This window comes from Mesorhizobium helmanticense (assembly GCF_003034915.1).
Lineage (GTDB): Bacteria > Pseudomonadota > Alphaproteobacteria > Rhizobiales > Rhizobiaceae > Mesorhizobium > Mesorhizobium helmanticense.
Map to the genome: position 1 here is coordinate 1 of NZ_PZJX01000074.1, position 21,684 is coordinate 21,684.

The following is a 21,684-nucleotide window of genomic DNA, read 5'->3' on the forward strand; positions in this document are numbered from 1 at the left end:
TCCGGAATGATCGCAAGGGGAGCTCTGGTAGCAGGCACTAACACGAACCAAGGTCGGGTAAAGCTCTCCCAGAACGTGGAATCGACACCGATGAAATACCGGATATTGTCCATCGAAGTGAGCAACAAGCCGTCTAGGCGATGTTGATCCATTAACCGCTGAGCCTTGGCGACACGCTCTTCGAACTCAGTCGGCGCAAAGCCGTAGGAGACTTCCTGATTCATTCTGTAACCCTGTTTATCCGGACGTTTTCAGCCGTGGCAGCTGCATCTAAAAACCATCCTAGAGGCGCCCGGTGCCGAAACATCTCAAAATCGCGCCGGAGGCACAGACGCTATTTCAAATGTGCCTGATCGCCCGCCAGATCTGCGTCTCTCGCCCGATATATCAGCAGGTTGTCGTGAGGCTCTCCTCATGGCCCCAGTCACGCGCCGGCAGCCGCCGTTTTAACCCACGATCTCTTTGCTGGCGATTTTCACTTCGATCTCTTCCGTGGAGAGTCCCTTCAAAGCCCACGCCACCGCGTGCTGGCCTGTGGCGTCCAGAACATGGTTGTTACCCAGTCCTTCAGTTCGGAAGAGGGCGACATCGTGCCCTAACGCCTTCGCAGCCTGATAGTAGTCCTCGAGGTTCAAAAAGAGCGCTGACTTGTCCTTTTCGTCGCCAATTACAAACAAACGATGGGGAGGATTCATTGCGACCTTGGACAAATGCGCCACGGGGTCGTAAATATCCTCAGGTCCATCGTACCCACTGCGCTCCGGGCTACCCTGCGCAGGCCATCCAAGGACAGGCAAGCGGCTGAAAATGCGACACATTCCACATCCGGGAATTGTGTCAGCAAATAACTGGCTACACTACCGCCGCCGGACTGTCCTGCGAACCCGTAACGCTTGATAATGTGGCGTGCGATGAGCTGCCGAATAGCCCCTGCAACCAGCTCCATCTCGCGCATCTGGCGAGCCGAACTGTGTTTGCCTGAAGATCCGTACAGTCCCGGACGGGCGATCTTGATGAACGGCATTCCGAGCGAAGACGCTGCCGTATTCGCGTAGGTTTGCTGCCTCGCAACGCTGTTGTCCTCGTAGCCCGCAGGTTCTCCAAACCACAGGCGATCGCCGTGAATATAGAAGACGGCCATTGGGGTTTGATCGGATAAACCGGACGACCAGTGGCGGATACAGTCGCCTGTTCCCTGGACTTCCACCCAAAGGCCATTGCCATACGCCAGACACTCAGCATCAGTGCAGGCGGGCACGCCCGCTGAAGTAGACATGATGCTGCCTCTTTGTGTTATCGACGCCTAAGCCTTTAGGAGTGCCGATATATTGAAATCAACCTCTTGAAGGTTCCGTCTGGTAATCTCTTTACTGCCCGCAAGAAGGCGGCGCGCCGCTATGTGGTCACGGGGACGATTGACGCTTTCAACGCTGACGCAGACGTCATCGCGGAAATGAAAGACGGAAACATCCGATTTTTCCCCGTGCCGGGATTCAGAATAAGTCGCCCCACCAGACAGACCCGCGATCTGGATTTTCGACTCATACTGATCGGACCAGAACCAAGGAACGGCGTGGTAAACCTTGTCCCCTCCAGCTATCGCGTTGCCGGCTACGCGGGCCTGATCGATCGCGTTCTGCACCGATTCAAGGCGGATGCCCGCTAGGTTGAACTGACCACTGAACGTGGCGCAGTCGCCCGCCGCAAATACATTGCTCCTGGAGGTTCGTGACTTGTCGTCGACGACGATCCCGTTTCCCACCTTCAACTCTAGCTGCTGCGCGAGTTCGAGATTGGGATGAGAGCCCACCCCAACAACAACAATGTCCGCTTGCAGGATCGAGCCGTCGTCCAATTCGATACGATTGATAAGCCCGCTGTGGCCAATGATCGGACGCACCTTCCGGGAAGTGATTAGGTTCACCGAGTTTTGGGCGTGAATTGCCGACAGCAACCTCGAAAGTTCGGGGGACACGGCGCGAGCCAGAACACGATCCGCAGCTTCCACTACCGTTACGTGTTTGTTTTGCCGAACGAGGGCAGATGCGACTTCGAGGCCCATGAATCCTGCGCCGATGATCACCACCTTTTCCGCGCCAGAGATCGCCGACCGGAGTTTTCGGGCGTCTGCAACGCTCCGAACGCAGTGCATGTTGCCGGGGCAGGTATCGAGGCCGGGCAGCGTACGGGCACGGGCGCCTGTTGCCAGGGCGAGGGTGTCGAATGGTATGACAACGCCATTGGAAAGCGTGGCACGATTCCCACGCCCGTCAATCGCGACGACTCTCGCGCCCAGCTCTACCTCAATGGCCTTGTCCCTGTAGAAGGCTTCCGCCCTTAGGGGCATGAGCTCCTCACTGGCGTCCTTGAGATAGGACTTGGAAAGTGGCGGCCTATGGTACGGAAGGTCACCTTCCTCGCTAACAATCAAAATGTCTTCCGCGTAGCCGTTCTCACGCGCTTGGCACGCCAACTCGGATGCTGCGTATGAACCGCCGACTATTAGTAGTCTCTTTCGCATAAGGCGTGCTTCCGCCGTCGTTCGATTGTTGCAAAAGTGCCGCAGAATGCGACAGGCTTGCGTTAGAACCCGGAACCGGGCGCCAGCCTTACAGTCAAACCGTCGAGATCTTCAGTCCGCTTCACCTGGCACGAGAGTCGAGAGTTTTCTTGCCGCTCTTCGGCGATGTCCAGCATGGCATCCTCAACATCGCCGACAGGCTTGAGCTTGCTGGTCCATTCATCGTCCACATACACGTGGCACGTTGCGCATGCCGCACAGCCGCCACACTGGGCCGTGATGTTGAGGCCTTTGTCGCGGATGGCGCTCATAAGCGTTTGTCCGGCAACATCACCGATTTCGACCCTTGCCCCGCCCTGGTCGTATACGACTATTCTCACCCTGATTTACCTCAAAATAGAACGTGGAGTGGTCCGTAGGAACGATGGGAATAATTCCTAAAGCGTGGAGGCTCCATGGAAGTATCAAGCCGTAGCTCAGGAAGCCGTTCGATAAGGCCCTTCATGCCTTCACGCATCAAAAGCCTAGCAAAGTGCATGCCTGCGCAGAGCCGCGGTCCAACGTTCAGGGCCAGATGGTCATTCGGCGCTTTTCTGTTTAGGTCCAGGGCGTGGGGACAACTATAGTGTTCCGGATCTCGGTTGGCGGCGGCGTGCAGATTGCAAATAACATCGTCCTTCTTCACTGACACGCCCAAGACCGATACGTCCCGGTTCGCTACCCGGAAGCGCCACTGGACGGACCCTAAAAGCCGCAAGGTCTCTTCCACAAAGGCGTTAAGGGCTGCACCCTGATCGTTCGTGATTGCCTGGCGAGCTTCGGGATTGGTCAGATATAGGTAGACCGCGTTGGCAATTGCGTTTGCCGTCGTTTCTCCCGAGCCAATGGCAGAATCTCGCGTGTTATGGAGAACTTCCGTTACCCCGAGGCCAGGATAGTCCTTCTCACCCTGCGACCAGAGCAAACTTATGAAATCGTCACCACGCTTGTCTTTTCGTTCAAGCACGAGGGGGAGAAACAGCTCGTTCAGCTTGTCCGACGCATTCTGAGCCTTTTGCATCAATTCGCCGCCGGCATTTTTCATACCGATCCAGGCAACGATGTCCTTGTGCCACTCCGCAACCTGCATGACGAGCGCATCGTCCTTCCAGGGGAGCCCAAACATCGACGCCACCACCCGCTCCGGAATGGCCTGCGCATACTCCGTAACGAGCTCGGCGCTCCCTCTTTTCTGGAAGCGGTCTATTGCATCGTTGATAACGGGCAGCACGTGATCAACCCGGTACTTTGTCATGGCACTGGGGCTGAGCAGCTTGAGATACACCCGGCGCATGGCCCCGTGTTTCTCGCCGGTCATCACCGATACACCGGTCGCCCCGCCATTGATTTCAAGCGTCTTTGGAGATCCGTCGACGTACATGATCCGAAAGGTATCTTCATCGGACTCGATGATCTTGCACGCGTCGTAGCTCACGGCGAGCCAGCAGTTCATGCCGGGGTCCCACACCAAGGGGCCACGCTTCCTGAGTTCGTCGTAGCTTGGGAAGGGGTCTACGTTTGCTAGCGACAACATTGACCAATTGGACGAAGAGATCGGAGTCAAGGCGTTTGTTCATAATTGGTTCCTTGATATCAGAGACCGACGAGGCGTTACCAAAGCTGCTAGTAAACTTGCCCTCGGCGCTCGGCACGCGTTGTGTAACTTCGGCCGATCCGGCAGGCACGATCGATCGATGTCAAAAAGCGTCACTAGTTACAATTTAGGCTAACCAAGACCTACATTCGTGCCAAAAGGCGATGCTTCTTGAAATGAGCTCTGCATAGTCCTGCGTGGAGTGAAACGGATCTGCTGGGAGGAGCGTTCAACGGCGCTAGTTGGCTAAGAGCCCATTGCACGCCTGCAGCCGCTTGAAGGGCCCTTGTGTGCCCGGTCAATCGTTCGGGCCCAGGCAGCCTCCTGATCAGACCGCTTCCTTTACGGCGCGGATAAACTGCGGGGTTCTTCCCTCATGGTTTATAGCCGGGGTACCTTGTTCCTCAATCTTGCCGCCGTAGAAGAACACGCCCTGTCAGAAAGGTCGTGAGCAAAGCCCATGCTTTCTAATGACGTTGGTGACTCTCACCAATGACCGAAAGCCGCACGCCATCTGTCGCGACTCGCGCGGACCCGTCGCAGTATGCTGGCATTGAGAGGTGTGACGGCGACACCCACGTGGCAGCCGAATGCCCTGCGTAGTAGTAGCCGCAGCAAATATCCCCTCGCTAGCTGGCTGGCGCCAACCGATCCGCATAGGATTCCTTCTAGGGGCCGGTATGCCGGCAGCCAATTTCGACCTCGGAAATCCATTCAACTAGGCTTCTCGCGAAACTACGCGGGGCGAAGAGGTCGCACTCGAACGGCCCGGTGCGCAGTAGCAACACGGGGACGCGATGGAAACCAACTTGGACCCCCTCCCCCTCTTGCAGAGAGTCCCAATCAACCACAACGCATCGCTCCAGCACATGCTTAATATTTTGGCCGGAAAGCCGCAGACGCACCCTGCCTTCGCCGAGCGCGAGCATGCAGCCGAGCTCAGGATCGATATCAATAGCAGGTGGCGGTCCATCGCAGAGCAGCCATAAGCGGCGCGGTGCAATGCGAATGACAAGCTTGCCGTCCTGATACGTGGTATCACCGACCTTCGTCGGGAGTTGCCCGCCGAGCCTTGGCGCGAGGTCGGCCTCAAAACGGGCCATGGCGTCGTCCCAGCCGTCGAACTGAACGATTCCGCAGTCCTGCGACGCTATCCCGAGATTGGCTTGCTCAGAACCATTAGCCATGGAACCAATCTCCCTTCGGGTCGAGGAATGTGGGCGAGACAACGCGGGCCCGCACCGCCTCGCCTTTCAGGGGATAATGCGCGATAAACTCGGCGCCCTCCTGCGCTGCGCTGGTGGCTAGCAGCCCCAACCCCACCCAGGCGTCGAGTGTGGGACTGTAGGTGGTCGAAGTAATACGGCCGAGCCCATGGCCCTGAACAGGCTCGTTAGGCCTGAAGAGTATCGCGCCACCGCGCAACCGCCTGCCATCCTCAACGCAACGCAGCCCGACCAAGCGTGGCCGCTCAGGGTCGCTGAATGCTTGGCGCCGACCAAGTACCTCGCCGACGAAGCCGCTGCTTTTGCCCGCCATGCGGCGTAGCCCGAGGTCGTCGAGCGTCGTCCTGCCGTCGATCTCCGGCCCGGCGACATGACCTTTTTCGACCCGCAGAGCCCCCAAAGCCTCGATGCCGTAGGGCTTAAGGCCGAAGGGCGTGCCGGCGTCTATCAGACGACACCATGCTTCCTTGCCCACGCTGGCCCCCGCATAGATTTCGTAAGCCCGCTCGCCCGAAAAGCTGAGACGAATGATGCGAAGCGGCCTGTCCCTATACCGTCCTTCAAGAAGACCCATATGCGGCAACGCGTCGTTAGACACGTCCAAATCGGGAAACGCGGCGGCGAGGATATCGCGGCTCTTAGGACCGGCCACCGACATCGCCGCCCACTCGTCTGACACCGAACTCACCGAAACGCGCAGGTCAGGCCAAGCGGTATCGAGCAGAAATTCGAGCCGAGACATCACGTCCGCGGCCCGAGCGGTTGATGTCGTCATGAAAAAGTGCTGGTCGCCTACCCGCGTGGTCGTGCCGTCGTCGAAGACGATGCCGTCATCGCGCAGCATCACGCCATAACGCGCGCGACCGACGGGCAGCTTGGCAAAGCCGTTAACATAAACCCGGTCAAGGAATTCAGCCGCATCCGGCCCCTGAACCGCGATTTTGCCGAGTGTGGAAATGTCCATGAGGCCGGCCGCCTCCCGCACATTACGCATTTCCGCGACGTACGCCTCGTTCACGTCGCGGCTAGAAGCATGATAGAACCAGGGTCGCATCCAGAGCCCGGTCTCAAGCATCTCCGCGTCATTGGAAACATGCCAGTCGTGCATTGGCGTTCGCCGAAACGGCTTATAGTGATGCCCGTGACTAAGCCCAGCCAGCGCCCCCACGGCGACGGGCGTAAAGGGAGGCCGGAAAGTCGTAGTGCCAACGTCCGGGATCGCCATGCCGCGCAACCCGGCCATCGCGGAAAGCGCGTAGAAATTACTTGTCTTGCCCTGGTCCGTGCCCATCCCCAGTGTAGTGTAGCGTTTAAGATGCTCGACGGACTGGTATCCCTCCTGATGCGCAAGCGCGATGTCACTCACGGTTACATCCATCTGCAGGTCGACGAAGGCCTTGCCCTTGGCAAGGTTCATCTTCCCTCCAACCCCCTCGTTGGTCTGCGTTGAGAACGCAGGAGACAAAGGAGGCTTTGGCCGCAAACCCGAGTTCCCATCATCTCCAATAACACCAAGTTTGGCATTGATTTTGGGAAGATCAAACTTGACTTGCGCCTGCGATGATCTTGCTGCATCGCAGAACGCGAACGCCTCGTTCCCGGCACGATGCCCATCGTCGACAGCAGCCTCTGTTGTGAAGCTTCCAGTTACAGCACCAGCTACGAACTGCCCCGCTCCGAGCTTCCCGGGAACGAAGGCGCGAATGTCTTCGCGATAAACCGGCTTGATTCCGAGATGGGAGGTCAGATGCACCGTTGGGGACCAACCGCCGGAAACCCCTATCAGATCGCATTCCAGTGTAGTCTTGCCGCGGGGTTCGATAAGCACGACCGCACGGACATTGTGACCTCCGATAGCCTTTGCGATCATCGATGTCGCGCGGACGGCGATTCCTCCGCGGCGCGCCTGCTCCAGAAGTTGAGGCCCAGGCTGCGCGCGGCTATCAGCTATCGTCACTTGCGCCCCGGCCGCCGCAAGATCGATTGCGGCGCTGTAGGCGCTGTCATTGTCGGCCGCAACCAGCACCCTCTTACCCGCAAGCACGCCGTATCTATTAAGATAGGTGCGCGCTGCCGAGGCGAGCATTATGCCGGGCCTGTCGTTGTTCGCAAAGGTGAGCGGACGTTCGATCGACCCCGTACAGTAGACGATCGACTTGGCCCGCAAGAGCCCCAGGGTCTGACGCGCTTCACCTTGTCTTGGATCAACGGAACTTGAATTGTGCCGCTCTAAGAGACCGAGCACATTGCCGTCATAGGCCCCGAACGCGATGGTACGCGTCATGAGAGAAACATTTGGCATGTCCGCGAGCCTCGCCAACATTCCAGCAAGCCAAGCTCCCGCCTGGCCGGCCGAAGGCTCTGATAGAAGATAGCCCCCTGCCAGAAAATCCTGCTCGACGAGCACAACCTTGGCACCCGCTTCCGCGGCAGCCAGCGCGGCCGCCAGTCCAGCCGGTCCAGCCCCGACAACCGCCACGTCTGCGAAGAGATGACGGACTTCATATCTGTCGGGATCGGGTTCTTGCCCGGCGCGGCCGAGCCCTGCCGCCTTCCTAATAAAGTGCTCGTAAAACATCCACGAACGCCGGGTTGGTCCCATAAAGGTTTTGTAGTAGAAGCCTGCCGCCAAGAACGGCGAGAACCAGCTGTTGATGCTTTGCACGTCGAACTTGAGAGATGGCCAGCGATTCTGGCTTTCCGCCACCAAGCCGTCCGCCAGTTCCACGGTGGTTGCCGGCAAGTTTGGCTCACGCCGTCCGCCCGTGCCTATAGTTACCAGCGCGTTCGGCTCCTCCGGTCCCGCCGAATATATTCCGCGCGGCCGGTGATATTTGAAACTCCGGCCAACGATGGTCACGTCATTCGCAAGCATCGCCGACGCCAGGCTGTCTCCGCGAAAGCCCGTCATCGTCTTGCCGTCGAAGGTAAATGCGATGGGCTGCGAACGATCTATCCGCCCGAGCTTGTTCAGCCGCCTCATGCCGGCGTCCCCCTGCTGAAGTTGACTGAAAGGATTGTGTGATTGACGGTGTTGCGCTCGACGATCAGCCACTGACGGCAGCCCATCACATGCTGCCAATATTCCCGGTGGGCGCCTGCCGGGTTCTCTCGCACGAAGACGTAACGGTACCAGCGCTCGAAATCGGCATCAGTGTGGGCTGGACGGCCAACGGATGCGTCGCCGGCATAGCGAAACTCGTCGTGATCTCGCGGACCGCAGCAGGGGCATTTGATTTGCAGCACTTGGGGTCAGTCCTATTATTGCAACCAGGCAAATGGGCCGATGCCGGCTTCGTCGATGGTTCGTCCGGTGCGGAAGCGGTCGAGCCCGTAGGCGGCGATGAGCGGATGAGGTGCGCCTGTGGCGAGGGTATGAGCGAAGCACCATCCCGAGGCGGGAGTAGCTTTGAAGCCGCCATAACACCAGCCACCATTCAGGTAGAGCCCATCGATCGGCGTTGGACACATGATCGGGCTCGCGTCGGGCGTCATGTCCATCACCCCGCCCCAGTGGCGCAGAATCCGTAGGCGAGAAATACAGGGCATCAGGGCGACCGCGGCCTCGGCGACGTCGCGCACGATGCCAAGATTGCCGCGCTGGGCGTAGGAATTGTAGCCGTCGAGCGCGCCGCCAAATACAAGCCCGCCTTTGTCAGACTGGCTGACATAAAAATGGTCTGCACCATAGGCAACGGTCTGATGGACAAGCGGCTTGATTGGCTCGGTCACGAAAGCCTGTAGAATATGGCTCTCGATCGGCAGTTCGAGGCCGGCCTTGCGGCCTAACGTTGAGGTGTGCCCCGCCACGGCAAGCCCAACCCTTCCGGCGCCGATTTTCCCTCGGGTTGTTTCAACGCCAACTATACGCTCACCTTGGCGAATGAAGCCCGTCACCTCGCAGTTCTGGATGATGTCAACGCCATGGGCGTCGGCGGCACGTGCATATCCCCAGGCCACGGCGTCGTGACGAGCCGTACCAGCGCGGCTCTGCCAGTGCGCGCCATAGATCGGAAAGCGCGCCGTCTCCGAATAATCGAAATAGGGCGCCATCCGTCGGACTTCATCGCGGTCAAGAACTTCGGCGTCGATGCCGTTCAGCCGCATTACGTTAGCGCGATGACTGAAGCCATCGAGTTGATCGGGCGAGTGGGCAGCGACCAACTGGCCGCGCTGTGAGAACATCACGTTGTAGTTGAGCGTCCGTGACAGGTTCTCCCATAACTTCAACGAAAATTCGTAAAAATGGGTATTGCCGTCAAGCAAATAGTTGGACCGGACGATCGTTGTATTGCGACCAACGTTGCCGCCGCCAATATAACCCTTCTCAACAACGGCTATATTGCGAATGCCATGGTTCTCGGCGAGATAGAACGCGGTCGCCAGGCCGTGTCCCCCGCCGCCAACGATGACCACATCGTAGTTCGACTTTGGACTGGGGGCGCGCCAGGCGAGAGGCCAGTGCTTTTGACCCGAGAGGCCGTTGCGCAGAATGGAGAAAACCGAATAGCCGTACATGCCGGACCCGTTATCTTGACGAGCAGCAGGCGGAAAATTGCAGAGTTCTTAAATTGCAGCGTTTTCCGCGCCCCGCTCAATGATGATATGAGCCACTTGGCATTGGGAACACCAACATAAAGTCTCGAAAGGTGCCATCGCGATTTAAGATGGCCGAAACGCAGTCGAAACCGGATGGTCATCTCCGTACCGGCAGGAGGTCAGCCTTCGCTAAGCGACAGGCTAACCTCACCCTTTGCCGTGTCTTGAACCCGCGACAGGAGGCTGCCCCGCCGCCAAGACGAAATATCGACCAATTGATTTTTTGTCAGATCTCGAAAATCTCTCTTGACGTCTTCGTCAGAAAAACGGCACCGGCCTTTTCGACGACAACGCAGTCAGACAGAAAATGGTCATTCTGCCCATCGGTTACCCAGGTCAACAAATGGAACACCATGGATTCGCGGATTTCCATCGAGCTCGTTTCATGCAGGCTTTGTACGCCAGGGCCGCCAGTCCAGGTGGGTGGGAAGGATAGACCGACCATATAGCCACAGTGAGGAGCTCTAGGGCTTACATTCGCAGGGTCAAGACATGCCTTCCAAGTGGAATAGACATCCCGAGCAAGACATCCAGACTTAAGAGCTGCCAAAGCGGCCAGATGGGCTTGGTGGCTTACTTCGGCTAATCGCTTGGCTGCCGCAGATGCTGATCCAATGTACCCGTACCTGGCCATTGGTGCATGATAGCGATTTACGCAGCCCGACAATTCCAGAAGAAGCGGAGCACCACTTTTCAGAGGTTGGTCGGTCCATGAAGTATGCGGCTCTGATATCCTGTCACCCGATCTGACGAATGGTGGAAAGCCTGGACATTGCCCCCCCGCTGCGATCATCGCACCGTAAATCTTCGCAGCAACAATGTTTTCGACTACCCCCTCACCGGCTTCGCGCAGCCCGGTGGAAACCATGAGATCTGAAATCTCCGCAGCGCGCTTTATCTGCTCGATTTCGAAAGGCGATTTCACCTCTCGCAGGCTCTCGACGATACCCGATGCATCAATAACATCGGCCTTCGGAAGATATGACTGTAGAGGCGCATCAATCTTGACCGTAGCGGCACTGTTTCGCTGAAGCCCGACGCGCGCGCCTTCCCCGGCTAGTGAGACTATTTTAGCCGTTATCAGTGCGGCAACGTCATCAGTATCAGTGTATCCGGAAAATTCAACGCCTGTAGTCTGTCGAGAAACCGTAGGCGCCTCGATATAGCGAGCAAATAGAATTGACTTCCCATTTGGCGAGACCAGAAGAGCATGAAGAGCAAAATAGCCTTCGTAATCAAGACCCGTAATGTAGCATATATTCTCCGGGCTGGTGAATACAGCGACGTCAATGTTGCGGTCCCGACAAGCCTGCTTGACTGCGTTTAGCCGGCGTTCATGTTCAAGACTAGCTGACGTGACGTAGTGGTTCATCCCGGATTCCCCGATTTGAGTGGAATTATTCACAGAGTTCGCCTCGGGCGAGTGGGGTTTGGTTCGTACAAACACGCTCATGGGCGGATAAAGGACCATCTATTTGCCCCGAGTTTCACGGCCCATGCCCTTGCGCTGGACCGACCGAATATGAGGATGCATCGTTTGATCGGTCAAATGCAGTGTTGATATAGGCCCCATCTAGCATCGAGATTGGAGGACAGGCTGTCAATTTCGCCTGAAAGGCGAAGCTTCGGCGCATGGTGTGATCGCTTCAAGGTGTGAGTTTGGTCTCGACAAGTTTGATCCAGTAGGAAGTTCCATACGGAATAGCCTCGTCGTTGAAGTCATAAGCCGGATGGTGCAAGCCAGCGCTGTCGCCATTTCCGCAAAGTATGTAAGCTCCTGGACGAGCTTCCAGCATGTAGCCGAAGTCTTCAGCCGCCATGATCGGTCGATTGGAATGGACATTGGCTTCCCCGACCAAATCCTTGGCGACTGCCAGCGCTATCTCAGTCTGATCAGCGTGGTTAAACGTTAGCGGCGCACCACCAATAAATGACAACTCGATATTTGCGCCGCTCATCTTCGCCGTACCCGCAACGATCTCGCTCAATCGAGCCTTGATCAGTTCGTGCACTTTAACTGAAAGGGAGCGTATCGTGCCGCGTAGAACAGCGGATTGGGGGATCACGCCTGGTGTTGAACCGGCGTGAAATTCCGAGATCGAAACTCCCGCTGCTTCCAGGGGATCCAAGTTTCGAGCCACAATTTGCTGGACAGCGGTTATAAGGTGAGCGCCGACGAAAACAGGATCAATACAGTCGTGCGGTGCAGATGCGTGACCGCCCCGGCCCTCAATGTTTATCTCCACGACATTGTAGGCGGCCATCATCGGACCTGGCCGAATGCTAAATGATCCCAACGCGAGACCCGGCCAATTGTGCATGCCGAACACTTCCGATACATCGAAGCGTTCCATCAAGCCGTCCTTTATCATGGCAGCAGCGCCAGCTTCCTCTTCTTCAGCAGGCTGGAAAATCACGACGGCGCTACCACGGAAATTACGTGTTTCTGCGAGGTAGCAGGCAGCACCCAGCAACATGGCTGTATGGCCATCATGGCCACACGCATGCATCTTACCGGGAGTCTGCGACGCATAGGGTAGGCCTGTCGCCTCTAAAATGGGCAGCGCATCCATGTCCGCCCTCAAACCAATCGATATGCTTCGACTTGAGTCTGATTGAATCCGCCCTTTGATGACACCCACAACGCCAGTACGCCCGATCCCTTCCACAACTTCATCGCAGCCAAACTCACGGAGGCGAGCAGCCACAAACGCAGAGGTTCGATAGACATCATAAAGGAGTTCGGGATGCTGATGCAGGTCCCGGCGCCAACCTATGATATCAGGGTGCAAATCGGCCACGCGATTGATAACGGGCATGTGACACCTCTCATGACACAGGGCCTGAAGGATGGCCCAACCGACCCAGAAGGGTCTACATCCTTCCCGCTATTCCTGCGCAAGCGACGCGTCAAATTCCATGTATAGATGGCCGTTATCTAGAATTCAGATCGTTCCGGTCGGAGATAGCGGACGTAGGTATCCTGCCCTCGCTTTAACGGGACTGTCCGAATAACGCGCCGTCTTCGGCGTCGCCGCATCGCATTTGCTGGCTACACGCCAGCTTCACCATGCATAAAGTGACCGTCGACACTGACCGGTAGTTAAATACGCCCTGAAGGGAAACAAAACGTGCGCCTCGGATTTCTATCTATTGCCTAGCTCGCTGCTACTGATCACTACCGTCAAACGAGTTTCGACTGCAACCGCGCAAGCATCTTCAGGCAGCTTTTAAGCTGGTCAATGTCGACGAATTCATTCGGCTTGTGGGCCTGCTCGATTGAGCCAGGCCCGCAAATGATGGCCGAGATGCCGGCTTCCTGGAAAAGACCCGCCTCGGTTCCGAATGCAACAACGTCGGCACTATTTGCTCCGGTTATCTCGAAGGCAATGTCTCGAGCCTCTGACTGTGCGACGACCTGGAGCCCTTCGACTTCGCCCACTATGATCGTTTCGATGGCTGCAGCTGGTGATACCGCCTTCATTGACGGCAAGAGTTGCTGGCGGATGAAAGTTTCGAGGCTCTCCTTCACAAACGCGGCGTCGGACGGTTGAACCGGGCGCATCTCCCATTCGACCGAGCAATGTCCCGCTATAATATTGCGGCCCGCGCCACCAGAAATTCGCCCAACCTGAATTGTCGCCCATGGTGGATCAAAGCGACTTCCAGCCATCGCCCGGCCCTTCAACTCTTCGCCGAGGTCCATTAGATGCGTGATGAACCTTGCCGCGTACTGAATGGCGTTGACGCCGAGATCGGGCCCCGAGCCGTGGCCCTCAAGGCCTACAAAGTTGGTCGTGTATTCGTAGCATCCCTTGTGCCCCTCAATAACCTGCATCATCGTCGGTTCGCCTATGAGGGCGGCTGCGGGCTTGATATTGCGACGAGCCAATTCCCTCATCAGCGCCTGGGCGCCGAAGCAACCTACCTCTTCATCGTAGGTAAATGCAAAATGCAGCGGTCGCTCGAGATTGAGTTCCGCCGCCTCCCGAGCAGTAGCAAGGCAGCAGGCGAGAAAGCCCTTCATATCGCATGTGCCGCGGCCGTAGAGCCGCCCGTTGCTCTCCAGCATCATAAAGGGATCGCTGGACCAGTCCTGCCCTTCGACCGGGACAACGTCCGAGTGCCCGGACAGAACCACACCCCCGTCCCTCTGAGGGCCCAACGTGGCGAACAGATTGGCCTTTCGCCCGTCTTCATTGTGCTGGAGAAATACCCTTGCTCCAAGCTGGCGGAGGAAATCAGCCATATAGTCCACCATGGCTAGGTTCGACTCGTGGGAGATGGTCGGGAACGCGACCAGCTTTTCAAGTATGTGTTTTGCGTCTTCGATCAAAGCGGCTGACATTTGTCCTCTACCAGGTTCACGAGAGCGGATAGCGCTTGCAGAGACCAAGCGAGCCCCTTAGGTCCGCTGAACCACGATGCCGCCTTGGCTTGAGTACCGGTCATGCAGCGCCCGTTTCGTGGGCTTTTCAGTTTTTTACAAACAGTTGCCGCGGTACGTTCGCCAAGCACTCCATTCCGGTTTCGGTAATGAGAACGGTTTCGGTCATCTCGAAACCCCAGTCCTCCATCCACAGGCCGGTCATGAAATGGAACGTCATGCCGGGTTGAAGCTCGGTCTTGTCGCCACGACGCAGGCTCATCGTGTGCTCACCCCAGTCCGGGGGATAGGCGCATCCGACCGAATAGCCGACCCGGTTCTCCTTTTTGATGCCGTAACGTTCAAGCACATCGCAGAACGCGATCGAGATGTCCTCAGCGGTAGCTCCCGGTTTGGCGACGGCCAATCCTGCCTCCATTCCCTCCCACGTCATCTTCTCGGCGTTTAAGAAAGTCTCACTTGGTTTGCCCAGATAGACCGTCCGCGACATCGGGCAATGGTAACGCCGATAGACACCGGCGATCTCGAAAAAGGTACCCTCATTGTTGCGCATCGGCTGGTCGTCCCAAGTCAGATGGCAGGCAGCGGCCTCGGCCCCCGACGGAAGCAGTGGCACAAGCGCCGGGTAATCTCCGCCGAATTCGGGCGTGCCGCGAATAGCAGCATCATAGATCTCGGCCGCCAAGTCACACTTGCGCATGCCCGGCTCGATCTTTTCGTAGATACGCTCGTGCATCAGCTCGATGATGCGAGCGGCTTTTCGCATGAAAACGATTTCCGCCGGGCTTTTGACAAGCCTTTGCCAATTCACGAGGACGGTCGCATCGGTGAATTTGACGTTAGGCAGGCCGGCCATAAGCGTCTCGTAGGCCGCAGCAGAGAACCAGTAGGCATCCTTCTCGACGCCTACGACGCCCTTGTCTAGCTTCCGCTCAACCAGGAGCTTGCCAAGCAACTCCATGGGATGGCGTTCAGAGGAGTGAACGTAGTGGTCCGGATAGGAAGCGATGTTTTCGCTTTCAACGTAACAAGTCCTTGTCGCACCGGCTGCGTCGATGCCGCGACCGAACCAAATCGGATCACCTGAAGGCGGTACGATGACCGCTTGATGAACATAGAATGACCAGCCGTCATAGCCGGTCAACCAATGCATGTTGGCGGGATCGCTAACGATTAGAGTGTCGATGCCACGTTTTTCCATGGCCGTTCTGGTTTTGCGCAACCGTTCCGCATACTCGTCCAAGCTGAAATTGAGAGTTTTTGTACCCATACCGTCCCACGCTGGCTTCTCGCTCCTGACCTGGCTAGAGCGACGACCCGCCACGATCATCGGCTGTATTGCGGGCGTCAAATTCTGTTTGCAGATTTGAGTCATCTGGCTTTCAGATGCCGTGATCGCCCAAAGCCTGGCGGAACTCTCCTCGGCAGATTCTCGTAGCACACTCGATCTTGGGATGTGGTTCGGCATCCACGCTAACACCGCACTGCCTGCGGGATCGGACCGGCGATAGCGAGTATGGTCGATCTGAGCAGATCGACATGATATGGATCCGCGCCCCCATTGGTAGCTGAGGCGCAAAGCCATCATCCGCCGCCAACTACGAGGAGCGACGTGCGTCGCCAAAAGCGACGCACCTCGATCAGATCCCCGGCAACAATTTGCTATTTCATGCCTCCAAATCACCATTGCAGTGAATGGCAACCTATTTAACCGTATACGGCTATTGGATCGCCTAGGCTGCTTCCCGGCAGGGGTTCCTGACCTAGCCCTGGCCGATCCGAGGCTTCTACCAGTGCTCCGCCCCCTTGAGCGTAGATGGGCGCGTCCGTTAATGCGTCGGAGACGACGGTAAGCGGATCGTAGACAGAGTGGCGGAACTCCTGCGGGGTAGACTGCGCCAAATGGTAGATCGCTGCCTGTACTATCCCGCTCCCACCCACATCTTGAATGGTCATCGGCAATCCTGCCGTTACACACATATCACGCGCACGGCGCGCCTTTGTCAGCCCACCCACCCTCGAAATCTTGATATTGACCAGATCCGCTGCACCATCGGCGATGATCCGCATCACCATCTCAGGCGAGTCGACTATTTCGTCGAGGATCATTGGATGATCCGTCCGGCGTCTCACCGCGAGGCAATCCTCGTACGAAGCACAAGGCTGCTCTATATAGATGTCAAGGTCCCGAATTTGTCGCATCACGCGCAGGGCTTGATCCCGTGTCCAACCGCGATTGCAGTCGGCGTAGTATTCCTCACCGGGTTGGGCATGTTCGAGAATTGCCCTTATCCTTGATACATCTTCCGCGACATCTCCGCCCAGCTTCAATGACATGCGCTTGAACCCGTTTTCACGGAAGCCCGCGGTCATTGCCAGCATCTCTTCAATCGAACCAACGGTTGGGGCGCACATAAGGTCTAGTCCACCTTCGAACCTCCCGCCGAGAAGATCACACAGCGGCATTTCCGTTGCTTTGCCTAGGATGTCCCAACAAGCCATGTCGATTGGCGATTTGGCGTATGGATGACCGTACAAAACATGGTCCATCAAATAATTGATTCGATCGAGCTGGAGCGGATTCTCTCCAATGAGGTGAGGAGCTAATTCTTCAATGGCCGCTTTCGCCCCCCTTGCGAACGCAGGCAGATAGTTCCCTCCCAGCGTTTGGAGTTCGCCCCATCCGACAATTCCGGCATCGGTTCCGATTTTTACAATGGTGCTTTCGAAGGATGTCCATATTCGCCCTCGCGACAGGCCATAGCCTTGTGGATATGGCGTCACAATCTCAAAAACTGATATGCGATTTATTTTCATTGGGGGTTTTCCTTTTGTTGGGGGATATAGAATCGGCTTGGCACGACTTCTTGAGCGAATAGGCGCCGAGATCTCAGGGTATTTTGAAGACGCCAAGCTCATGGAAATAGGTAAATCCGCTGAAATAGACATTGAGTAGTTAGAGAACCGTTCGACCCTATGTTGTCTGCTTGGCGTCTTCAGGCGGTTGATATGGCTTTCAGCTTGTCCGTTGCTCCAAGGCAGCTCGATAGGGTTGTAGCGGCGTCGCTATCTGATGGTTGTCGTCAAAGCTGGAAGCTGAAGCCAGATGGGGGGCTGAAATGTCAGCTGCAACTGACATTGCTCCATTTCACACACTCCCACCGGCCTTAAACACCAGCACGTCCGACGCTGAAAACTGAGCGCGCACCGGTTGTCCCGGTACGAATCCCGGACTTCTTCCGGCGTTCTTGCGGATTGCCAGCAATCTACCCTTTCTCGGGAGCTCGACGACCACATGCATATCGGCCCCCAACGGTGCCACGTCGAGAACGACACCCACTACGACGTTGCATTCTGAGTCTTGAGCTACTTCGCCTACTGCCCCGCCCATGAGCTCAATGTTTTCCGGCCTGACGCATAGATCGGCATTGTCATGTTGATTGGATAGTTCAGTTTTTGCCTGGAGCTCAGATCCTTCGCTTGTGACATAGATGCTGACGCCGTCTCTCGAACTGCTGAGCCTTGATCCATGAAACCAGTTGGACCTCCCGACGAACTCGGCGACGAATTTGTCGGCGGGCGCCGCGTATATCTGCGTCGGCGATCCACGCTGAACGATCTTCCCACCCCGCATGACGACTACTTCGTCGCCCAAGCTGAGAGCTTCCTCCTGGTCGTGGGTCACAACGATGGTAGTCGCGCCCACCGACCGGAGGATCTCTTTCAACTCGATGCGAAGTTCTAGACGAAGCTTCGCATCAAGTGCCGACAACGGCTCGTCCAGGAGAACAATCTGGGGATCTGTTGCAAGCGCTCGCGCAAGCGCGACGCGTTGCTGTTGTCCGCCGCTTAGCTGGCTCGGATATCTGGCCTCCATGCCGGCCAGCTGAACCAGTGACATCAGCTGTTTAACCCGAGAAGGTATCTCCGATTTCGGCGTTCCACGATACCGCATTCCGTAAGCGACATTCTGAGCCACGGTCATGTGCGGGAACAGCGCGTAATCTTGGAATAGCAGTCCGACATTGCGTTCATAGGGCTTCAAGTGGCCTACATTGTTACCAGAGATTTCCACGGTCCCGCTGTCAGGTGACGTGAACCCTGCAATGATACGAAGAGTGGTCGTCTTGCCGCAACCGCTGGGCCCCAAAAGAGAAAGCACCTTCCCCTTCTCGATTGTCAGAGACACGGAATCGACTGCGGTGAATTCTCCGTACCTTTTGGTGACGTCTTTCAGTTCCAGAACATTCATTCGATCAAGCCCTGTAAATGCCCTGACCGATTGCTCGCTCAAGGCCGATAACGCGGTCCAGCACGACCAGCAAAGCGAAGGTGAGGCCCATTAGGACGACTGCTGCCGCAGCGATTGTGAGATCCAGATGCGACCTCATTAAACTGATTAACGCAACGGGTAGCGTGTAAGTATTGTAGTCACACAGAAATATACTGATCGCGACATCGTCCATAGAGAACGCAAAAGCGAAAATCGCGCCAGCGGTAATGCCGCTCTTGGCCAGCGGCAAGGTGATTGTAAAGAATGTCTGCCGTGCGTTAGCCCCGAGGCTCAACGCGGCCTCGCCTAACGTTTCGCTTATGCCAGTGAGCCCTATCAACGTCATTCTTATGGTGTATGGCAATGCGATGATCAAATGACCCGCAAGCAGTCTGGCAAAAGGCGGAAGAAGGTCAAATACGGAAAAGAACATAAGTAGCGCGAACCCGATGATGACTCCGGGTATTACGAGAGGTGACAAGAATATGGTGGTTATTACATCGCGCGATCGCGGAGACATTCCGCTGATTGCCACCGCCGCCGATGTGCCAATCGCCGCCGCAAGGACAGTCGTTGCAATTGCCAGCATCAAGCTGGTCTGGAACCCGGACCACAAGTAAGCATTGTCGAAAAGCTGCTCGAACCATTTTATCGAAAGGCTCGGAGGAGGAAATGGGCCCATGAAATCGCGCCCGTCGAATGCCATGAACACGGTGACAATCACCGGAAACAGAAGGAATATTGCTGTCGCGGCAACAATTCCCGTTACGCACCAGGCGAGGAGAACATCTGCATTTCTCCTGCTGAGCATTCTTTCACTGCCGATCAAATGATGTGGCGATTCTGGACATGACGAAAATCAGAAGCAAAGAAAGAACCAGCATAACGATCGAGATTGCAGCTCCACTCGGATAATTCGCAACTTCGCTGAAGCGGCTGTAGATAAGGTTTGAGATAAATACGACGCGCCCTCGGCCCAGGATCAACGGGATAACGAAAGCGCTGACGCCAAGCGTCATAGACACCAGAAACGCAGAGACAAGTCCGCGGATGCACAATGGGAGCGTTATCGTGATATGGGTCTTTGCTGCAGACGCGCCAAGGGACTGAGCTGCTTCTGCGAGGCGCGGGTTGAGGTTTTGTATGGCCCCGATCAAGACCAGGATCGACATCGGTATTGCGTAGTGGAGCAATCCCGCGATGACAACGAAATCAATGTACAGATAGCTATTGGTATTTGTCCCCATGGCGGACATGATCCGCGCAAAAATCCCGACGGAGCCGAAGGTCAAGTCAATTGCATAAACTCGAACCAGGGCGCTCAGGAACATGAGACCGATGAGCGCTGAAATCGCCGTCTTTTTGACTAGCGGCGATGCCAGCCTGGCAACGCAATATGCAATCGGGAAGGCAATGAGAATGGCGATGGCTGCCGCGCAGAAGGCAAGGACATAAGTCTGAAGAAAATATCGCGCATAGACCGGCAGAATGAGCTGTGTGTAGTTTTCGGTGGTCAGCGGCGCCCCTTCCTTCGAGCCAATCCGACCGGGCTCGAAGATGCGAAGGCTCTGATCTAGGACCGCCAACATCGGCAGCACAAGAAATAGGGTTAATGATGCCACCGCTGGGAGTAGCAGTAGCATTTTGGCTCTCGTACTCCTCATCCACTCTCTCCGGCTCCAGGTCCATGTCGTCGGCGCGCTCCTTCCTAGAGAAGCGGCACGATTTCCTGCTCCCATCGCTTCAGCCACGCGTCAGCCTGCTCGGATACATAGGCCCAGTCTGGAATGTGGATATACTTGTCCATTTCCTCCTCGTTGAATACCATTGGCTTCACTTCGTCCGACGTTTTCGCTTTAATATTAACAGGTATACCAGCAATGCTGCGATTGAACTCATCGTTGTTTTCAGCATTGATAGCGAAATTTGCGAATCTGAACGCGGCGTCAGTATGTCCTCCTTTCAACACGCACCATGCCTCTTGATAGAGGAACGTCCGAAATCCTGAATCCTGATCCATTTTGGTCAGGTATTTGATCTTGAAGTCGCGTGCCAGGTTAATTACGAAGGAACCGGCCTGAAAACTTACGCAAGTTTCGCCAGAGCTGATAGAATTGGTGATATCAGTATCTGCTGTAGCAACACGGCCGATATTTCCGCTGCGCGCCAGCTTTTTTACGAAGTCCCAAGCCGGCTCCATGTTCCGCTCGTCACCACCTTTGTGCAGCGCCAGCGCTACCATCTGCAGATTGGAGTTGCACTGTGGCGCCGGGAAACAAACTTTCCCCGCCAGCCTAGGATCCAAGAGGTCGTCAATCTTGGTGATCGCAAATGGAGCGTTGTCTTCACGATAGAACCAGAAGATCGACGAGATAGAACGTGGAATGTTTATGACGTTCCCCGCACTATCCTTGATCAGCAGCTTTTTCGGGATATCGGCCAAATTCGGAACCTTCTCCACCGTGACTGGCTCTGCCCAGCCCTCCCGGGCGATTGCTTGTAAGGAGAGGTCCCACCCCGTCAGAAGGTCGATGCCAGGGTTCGGCCAGGTGGCCTTGATCTTGGGGAGAATAGCTGCGGCCCCGCCGGAATGCAGTTGCCAGTTAACTTGGACATCGGACTGCTTGGCGGCAATCTTCTTGATGCCGTCGACGTATGATCCGCCCCATTCAACAGCGGTGATTGTGTCGGCGGCATACGCCTTGCTCGCCGCGAATGAGCCCAGCGTACCTATCGCCGTAGCCGTCGCTGCGTCTTTAAGAAATTTGCGTCGTGATACCGGATTCTCAAACATCTCATTGTTCCCCTTATTTTTTGACGCGGTGGAATGAAGCGCCGTCACCTTCTGTTGACAAGAATATTTTCGATATCGCAGCCATCTAGGATTCAGATCACCAAAGTTAGCTCACCGTTCACCCGACAAGCCGGGTGGCGGTTGTCTCGTGAGAAGAGCCTGGGTGTCTTCAATGTTGCCAACAGGCCGTCCGCCTCTGCTGCATGACGAAGGCTGGGGCGAACATCAACGATTTGGCGAGATTGTGTTTG

Annotated in this window: 19 protein-coding genes; all 19 read right to left on the reverse strand. The window is 56.3% G+C overall.

Annotated features, from left to right (window positions below; all coding sequences use genetic code 11):
• Positions 1–224: aminopeptidase P family N-terminal domain-containing protein (locus C9427_RS32240; protein WP_208636451.1), on the reverse strand; the 224-nt coding region annotated here is incomplete at its 3' end.
• A gap of 222 nt (positions 225–446) precedes the next feature.
• Positions 447–719 (reverse strand): hypothetical protein, encoded by a 273-nt coding sequence (locus C9427_RS32245; RefSeq protein WP_146172633.1) that lies wholly within the window; start codon positions 717–719, stop codon positions 447–449.
• Positions 692–1,276, reverse strand: coding sequence for an alpha/beta fold hydrolase (locus C9427_RS32250; RefSeq protein WP_146172634.1), 585 nt, complete (start codon positions 1,274–1,276; stop codon positions 692–694). The genes C9427_RS32245 and C9427_RS32250 overlap by 28 nt, the downstream gene beginning before the upstream one ends.
• Before the next feature lie 27 nt (positions 1,277–1,303).
• A complete protein-coding gene (locus C9427_RS32255) occupies positions 1,304–2,521 on the reverse strand; it encodes an NAD(P)/FAD-dependent oxidoreductase (protein ID WP_107653020.1) in 1,218 nt (405 codons plus the stop codon).
• 62 nt (positions 2,522–2,583) lie between these two features.
• The gene (locus C9427_RS32260; protein ID WP_107653021.1) at positions 2,584–2,901 is read right to left on the reverse strand and encodes a 2Fe-2S iron-sulfur cluster-binding protein; all 318 of its coding nucleotides are present in this window, start codon (positions 2,899–2,901) and stop codon (positions 2,584–2,586) included.
• Between the two features lie 11 nt (positions 2,902–2,912).
• Positions 2,913–4,013 carry a cytochrome P450 gene (locus tag C9427_RS32265; RefSeq protein ID WP_167434567.1) on the reverse strand — a complete coding sequence of 367 codons (1,101 nt, stop codon included), beginning with the start codon at positions 4,011–4,013 and terminating at the stop codon, positions 2,913–2,915.
• 809 nt (positions 4,014–4,822) lie between these two features.
• Positions 4,823–5,341, reverse strand: a complete 519-nt coding sequence (locus C9427_RS32270) for an aminomethyltransferase family protein (RefSeq protein WP_107653023.1) — start codon at positions 5,339–5,341, stop codon at positions 4,823–4,825.
• The gene (locus tag C9427_RS32275; protein ID WP_107653024.1) at positions 5,334–8,363 is read right to left on the reverse strand and encodes a sarcosine oxidase subunit alpha family protein; all 3,030 of its coding nucleotides are present in this window, start codon (positions 8,361–8,363) and stop codon (positions 5,334–5,336) included. The genes C9427_RS32270 and C9427_RS32275 overlap by 8 nt, the downstream gene beginning before the upstream one ends.
• Positions 8,360–8,626, reverse strand: coding sequence for a sarcosine oxidase subunit delta (locus C9427_RS32280; protein ID WP_107653025.1), 267 nt, complete (start codon positions 8,624–8,626; stop codon positions 8,360–8,362). Before C9427_RS32280 ends, C9427_RS32275 begins: the two co-directional genes overlap by 4 nt.
• Positions 8,627–8,641: 15 nt before the next feature.
• Positions 8,642–9,898, reverse strand: coding sequence for a sarcosine oxidase subunit beta family protein (locus tag C9427_RS32285; RefSeq protein ID WP_107653026.1), 1,257 nt, complete (start codon positions 9,896–9,898; stop codon positions 8,642–8,644).
• Positions 9,899–10,205: 307 nt separating this feature from the next.
• On the reverse strand, positions 10,206–11,351 hold the full coding sequence (locus tag C9427_RS32290) for a M24 family metallopeptidase (protein ID WP_167434568.1): 1,146 nt from the start codon (positions 11,349–11,351) through the stop codon (positions 10,206–10,208).
• Positions 11,352–11,625: 274 nt separating this feature from the next.
• Positions 11,626–12,798: a M20 aminoacylase family protein gene (locus tag C9427_RS32295; RefSeq protein ID WP_107653028.1), complete on the reverse strand. Its 1,173-nt coding sequence runs from the start codon at positions 12,796–12,798 to the stop codon at positions 11,626–11,628.
• Between the two features lie 365 nt (positions 12,799–13,163).
• On the reverse strand, positions 13,164–14,327 hold the full coding sequence (argE, locus tag C9427_RS32300) for an acetylornithine deacetylase (protein WP_107653029.1): 1,164 nt from the start codon (positions 14,325–14,327) through the stop codon (positions 13,164–13,166).
• Between the two features lie 127 nt (positions 14,328–14,454).
• Positions 14,455–15,636, reverse strand: coding sequence for an ectoine hydrolase DoeA (gene doeA / locus C9427_RS32305; RefSeq protein WP_107653030.1), 1,182 nt, complete (start codon positions 15,634–15,636; stop codon positions 14,455–14,457).
• Positions 15,637–16,073: 437 nt separating this feature from the next.
• On the reverse strand, positions 16,074–17,183 hold the full coding sequence (locus C9427_RS32310; RefSeq protein ID WP_167434569.1) for a mandelate racemase/muconate lactonizing enzyme family protein: 1,110 nt from the start codon (positions 17,181–17,183) through the stop codon (positions 16,074–16,076).
• A 331-nt stretch (positions 17,184–17,514) separates the two neighbouring features.
• Complete coding sequence (locus tag C9427_RS32315) at positions 17,515–18,618, reverse strand: ABC transporter ATP-binding protein (protein WP_107653032.1); 1,104 nt, start codon at positions 18,616–18,618, stop codon at positions 17,515–17,517.
• 4 nt (positions 18,619–18,622) lie between these two features.
• Positions 18,623–19,450, reverse strand: coding sequence for an ABC transporter permease (locus C9427_RS32320; protein WP_107653033.1), 828 nt, complete (start codon positions 19,448–19,450; stop codon positions 18,623–18,625).
• 4 nt (positions 19,451–19,454) lie between these two features.
• Positions 19,455–20,282 carry an ABC transporter permease gene (locus tag C9427_RS32325; RefSeq protein WP_167434570.1) on the reverse strand — a complete coding sequence of 276 codons (828 nt, stop codon included), beginning with the start codon at positions 20,280–20,282 and terminating at the stop codon, positions 19,455–19,457.
• A 65-nt stretch (positions 20,283–20,347) separates the two neighbouring features.
• The gene (locus C9427_RS32330) at positions 20,348–21,433 is read right to left on the reverse strand and encodes an ABC transporter substrate-binding protein (protein ID WP_107653035.1); all 1,086 of its coding nucleotides are present in this window, start codon (positions 21,431–21,433) and stop codon (positions 20,348–20,350) included.
• Between the last annotated feature and the right edge of the window lie 251 nt (positions 21,434–21,684).

Bases quoted from the DNA above. Each gene is read 5' to 3' on its own strand.
- C9427_RS32265 (WP_167434567.1), bottom strand. From the start codon at position 4,013: ATGAACTGCTGGCTCGCCGTGAGCTACGACGCGTGCAAGATCATCGAG.
- C9427_RS32290 (WP_167434568.1), bottom strand. From the start codon at position 11,351: ATGAACCACTACGTCACGTCAGCTAGTCTTGAACATGAACGCCGGCTA.
- C9427_RS32310 (WP_167434569.1), bottom strand. From the start codon at position 17,183: ATGAAAATAAATCGCATATCAGTTTTTGAGATTGTGACGCCATATCCA.
- C9427_RS32320 (WP_107653033.1), bottom strand. From the start codon at position 19,450: ATGCTCAGCAGGAGAAATGCAGATGTTCTCCTCGCCTGGTGCGTAACG.
- C9427_RS32255 (WP_107653020.1), bottom strand. From the start codon at position 2,521: ATGCGAAAGAGACTACTAATAGTCGGCGGTTCATACGCAGCATCCGAG.
- C9427_RS32315 (WP_107653032.1), bottom strand. From the start codon at position 18,618: ATGAATGTTCTGGAACTGAAAGACGTCACCAAAAGGTACGGAGAATTC.
- C9427_RS32270 (WP_107653023.1), bottom strand. From the start codon at position 5,341: ATGGCTAATGGTTCTGAGCAAGCCAATCTCGGGATAGCGTCGCAGGAC.
- C9427_RS32330 (WP_107653035.1), bottom strand. From the start codon at position 21,433: ATGTTTGAGAATCCGGTATCACGACGCAAATTTCTTAAAGACGCAGCG.
- C9427_RS32325 (WP_167434570.1), bottom strand. From the start codon at position 20,282: ATGCTACTGCTACTCCCAGCGGTGGCATCATTAACCCTATTTCTTGTG.
- argE (WP_107653029.1), bottom strand. From the start codon at position 14,327: ATGTCAGCCGCTTTGATCGAAGACGCAAAACACATACTTGAAAAGCTG.
- C9427_RS32250 (WP_146172634.1), bottom strand. From the start codon at position 1,276: ATGTCTACTTCAGCGGGCGTGCCCGCCTGCACTGATGCTGAGTGTCTG.
- doeA (WP_107653030.1), bottom strand. From the start codon at position 15,636: ATGGGTACAAAAACTCTCAATTTCAGCTTGGACGAGTATGCGGAACGG.
- C9427_RS32275 (WP_107653024.1), bottom strand. From the start codon at position 8,363: ATGAGGCGGCTGAACAAGCTCGGGCGGATAGATCGTTCGCAGCCCATC.
- C9427_RS32295 (WP_107653028.1), bottom strand. From the start codon at position 12,798: ATGCCCGTTATCAATCGCGTGGCCGATTTGCACCCTGATATCATAGGT.
- C9427_RS32285 (WP_107653026.1), bottom strand. From the start codon at position 9,898: ATGTACGGCTATTCGGTTTTCTCCATTCTGCGCAACGGCCTCTCGGGT.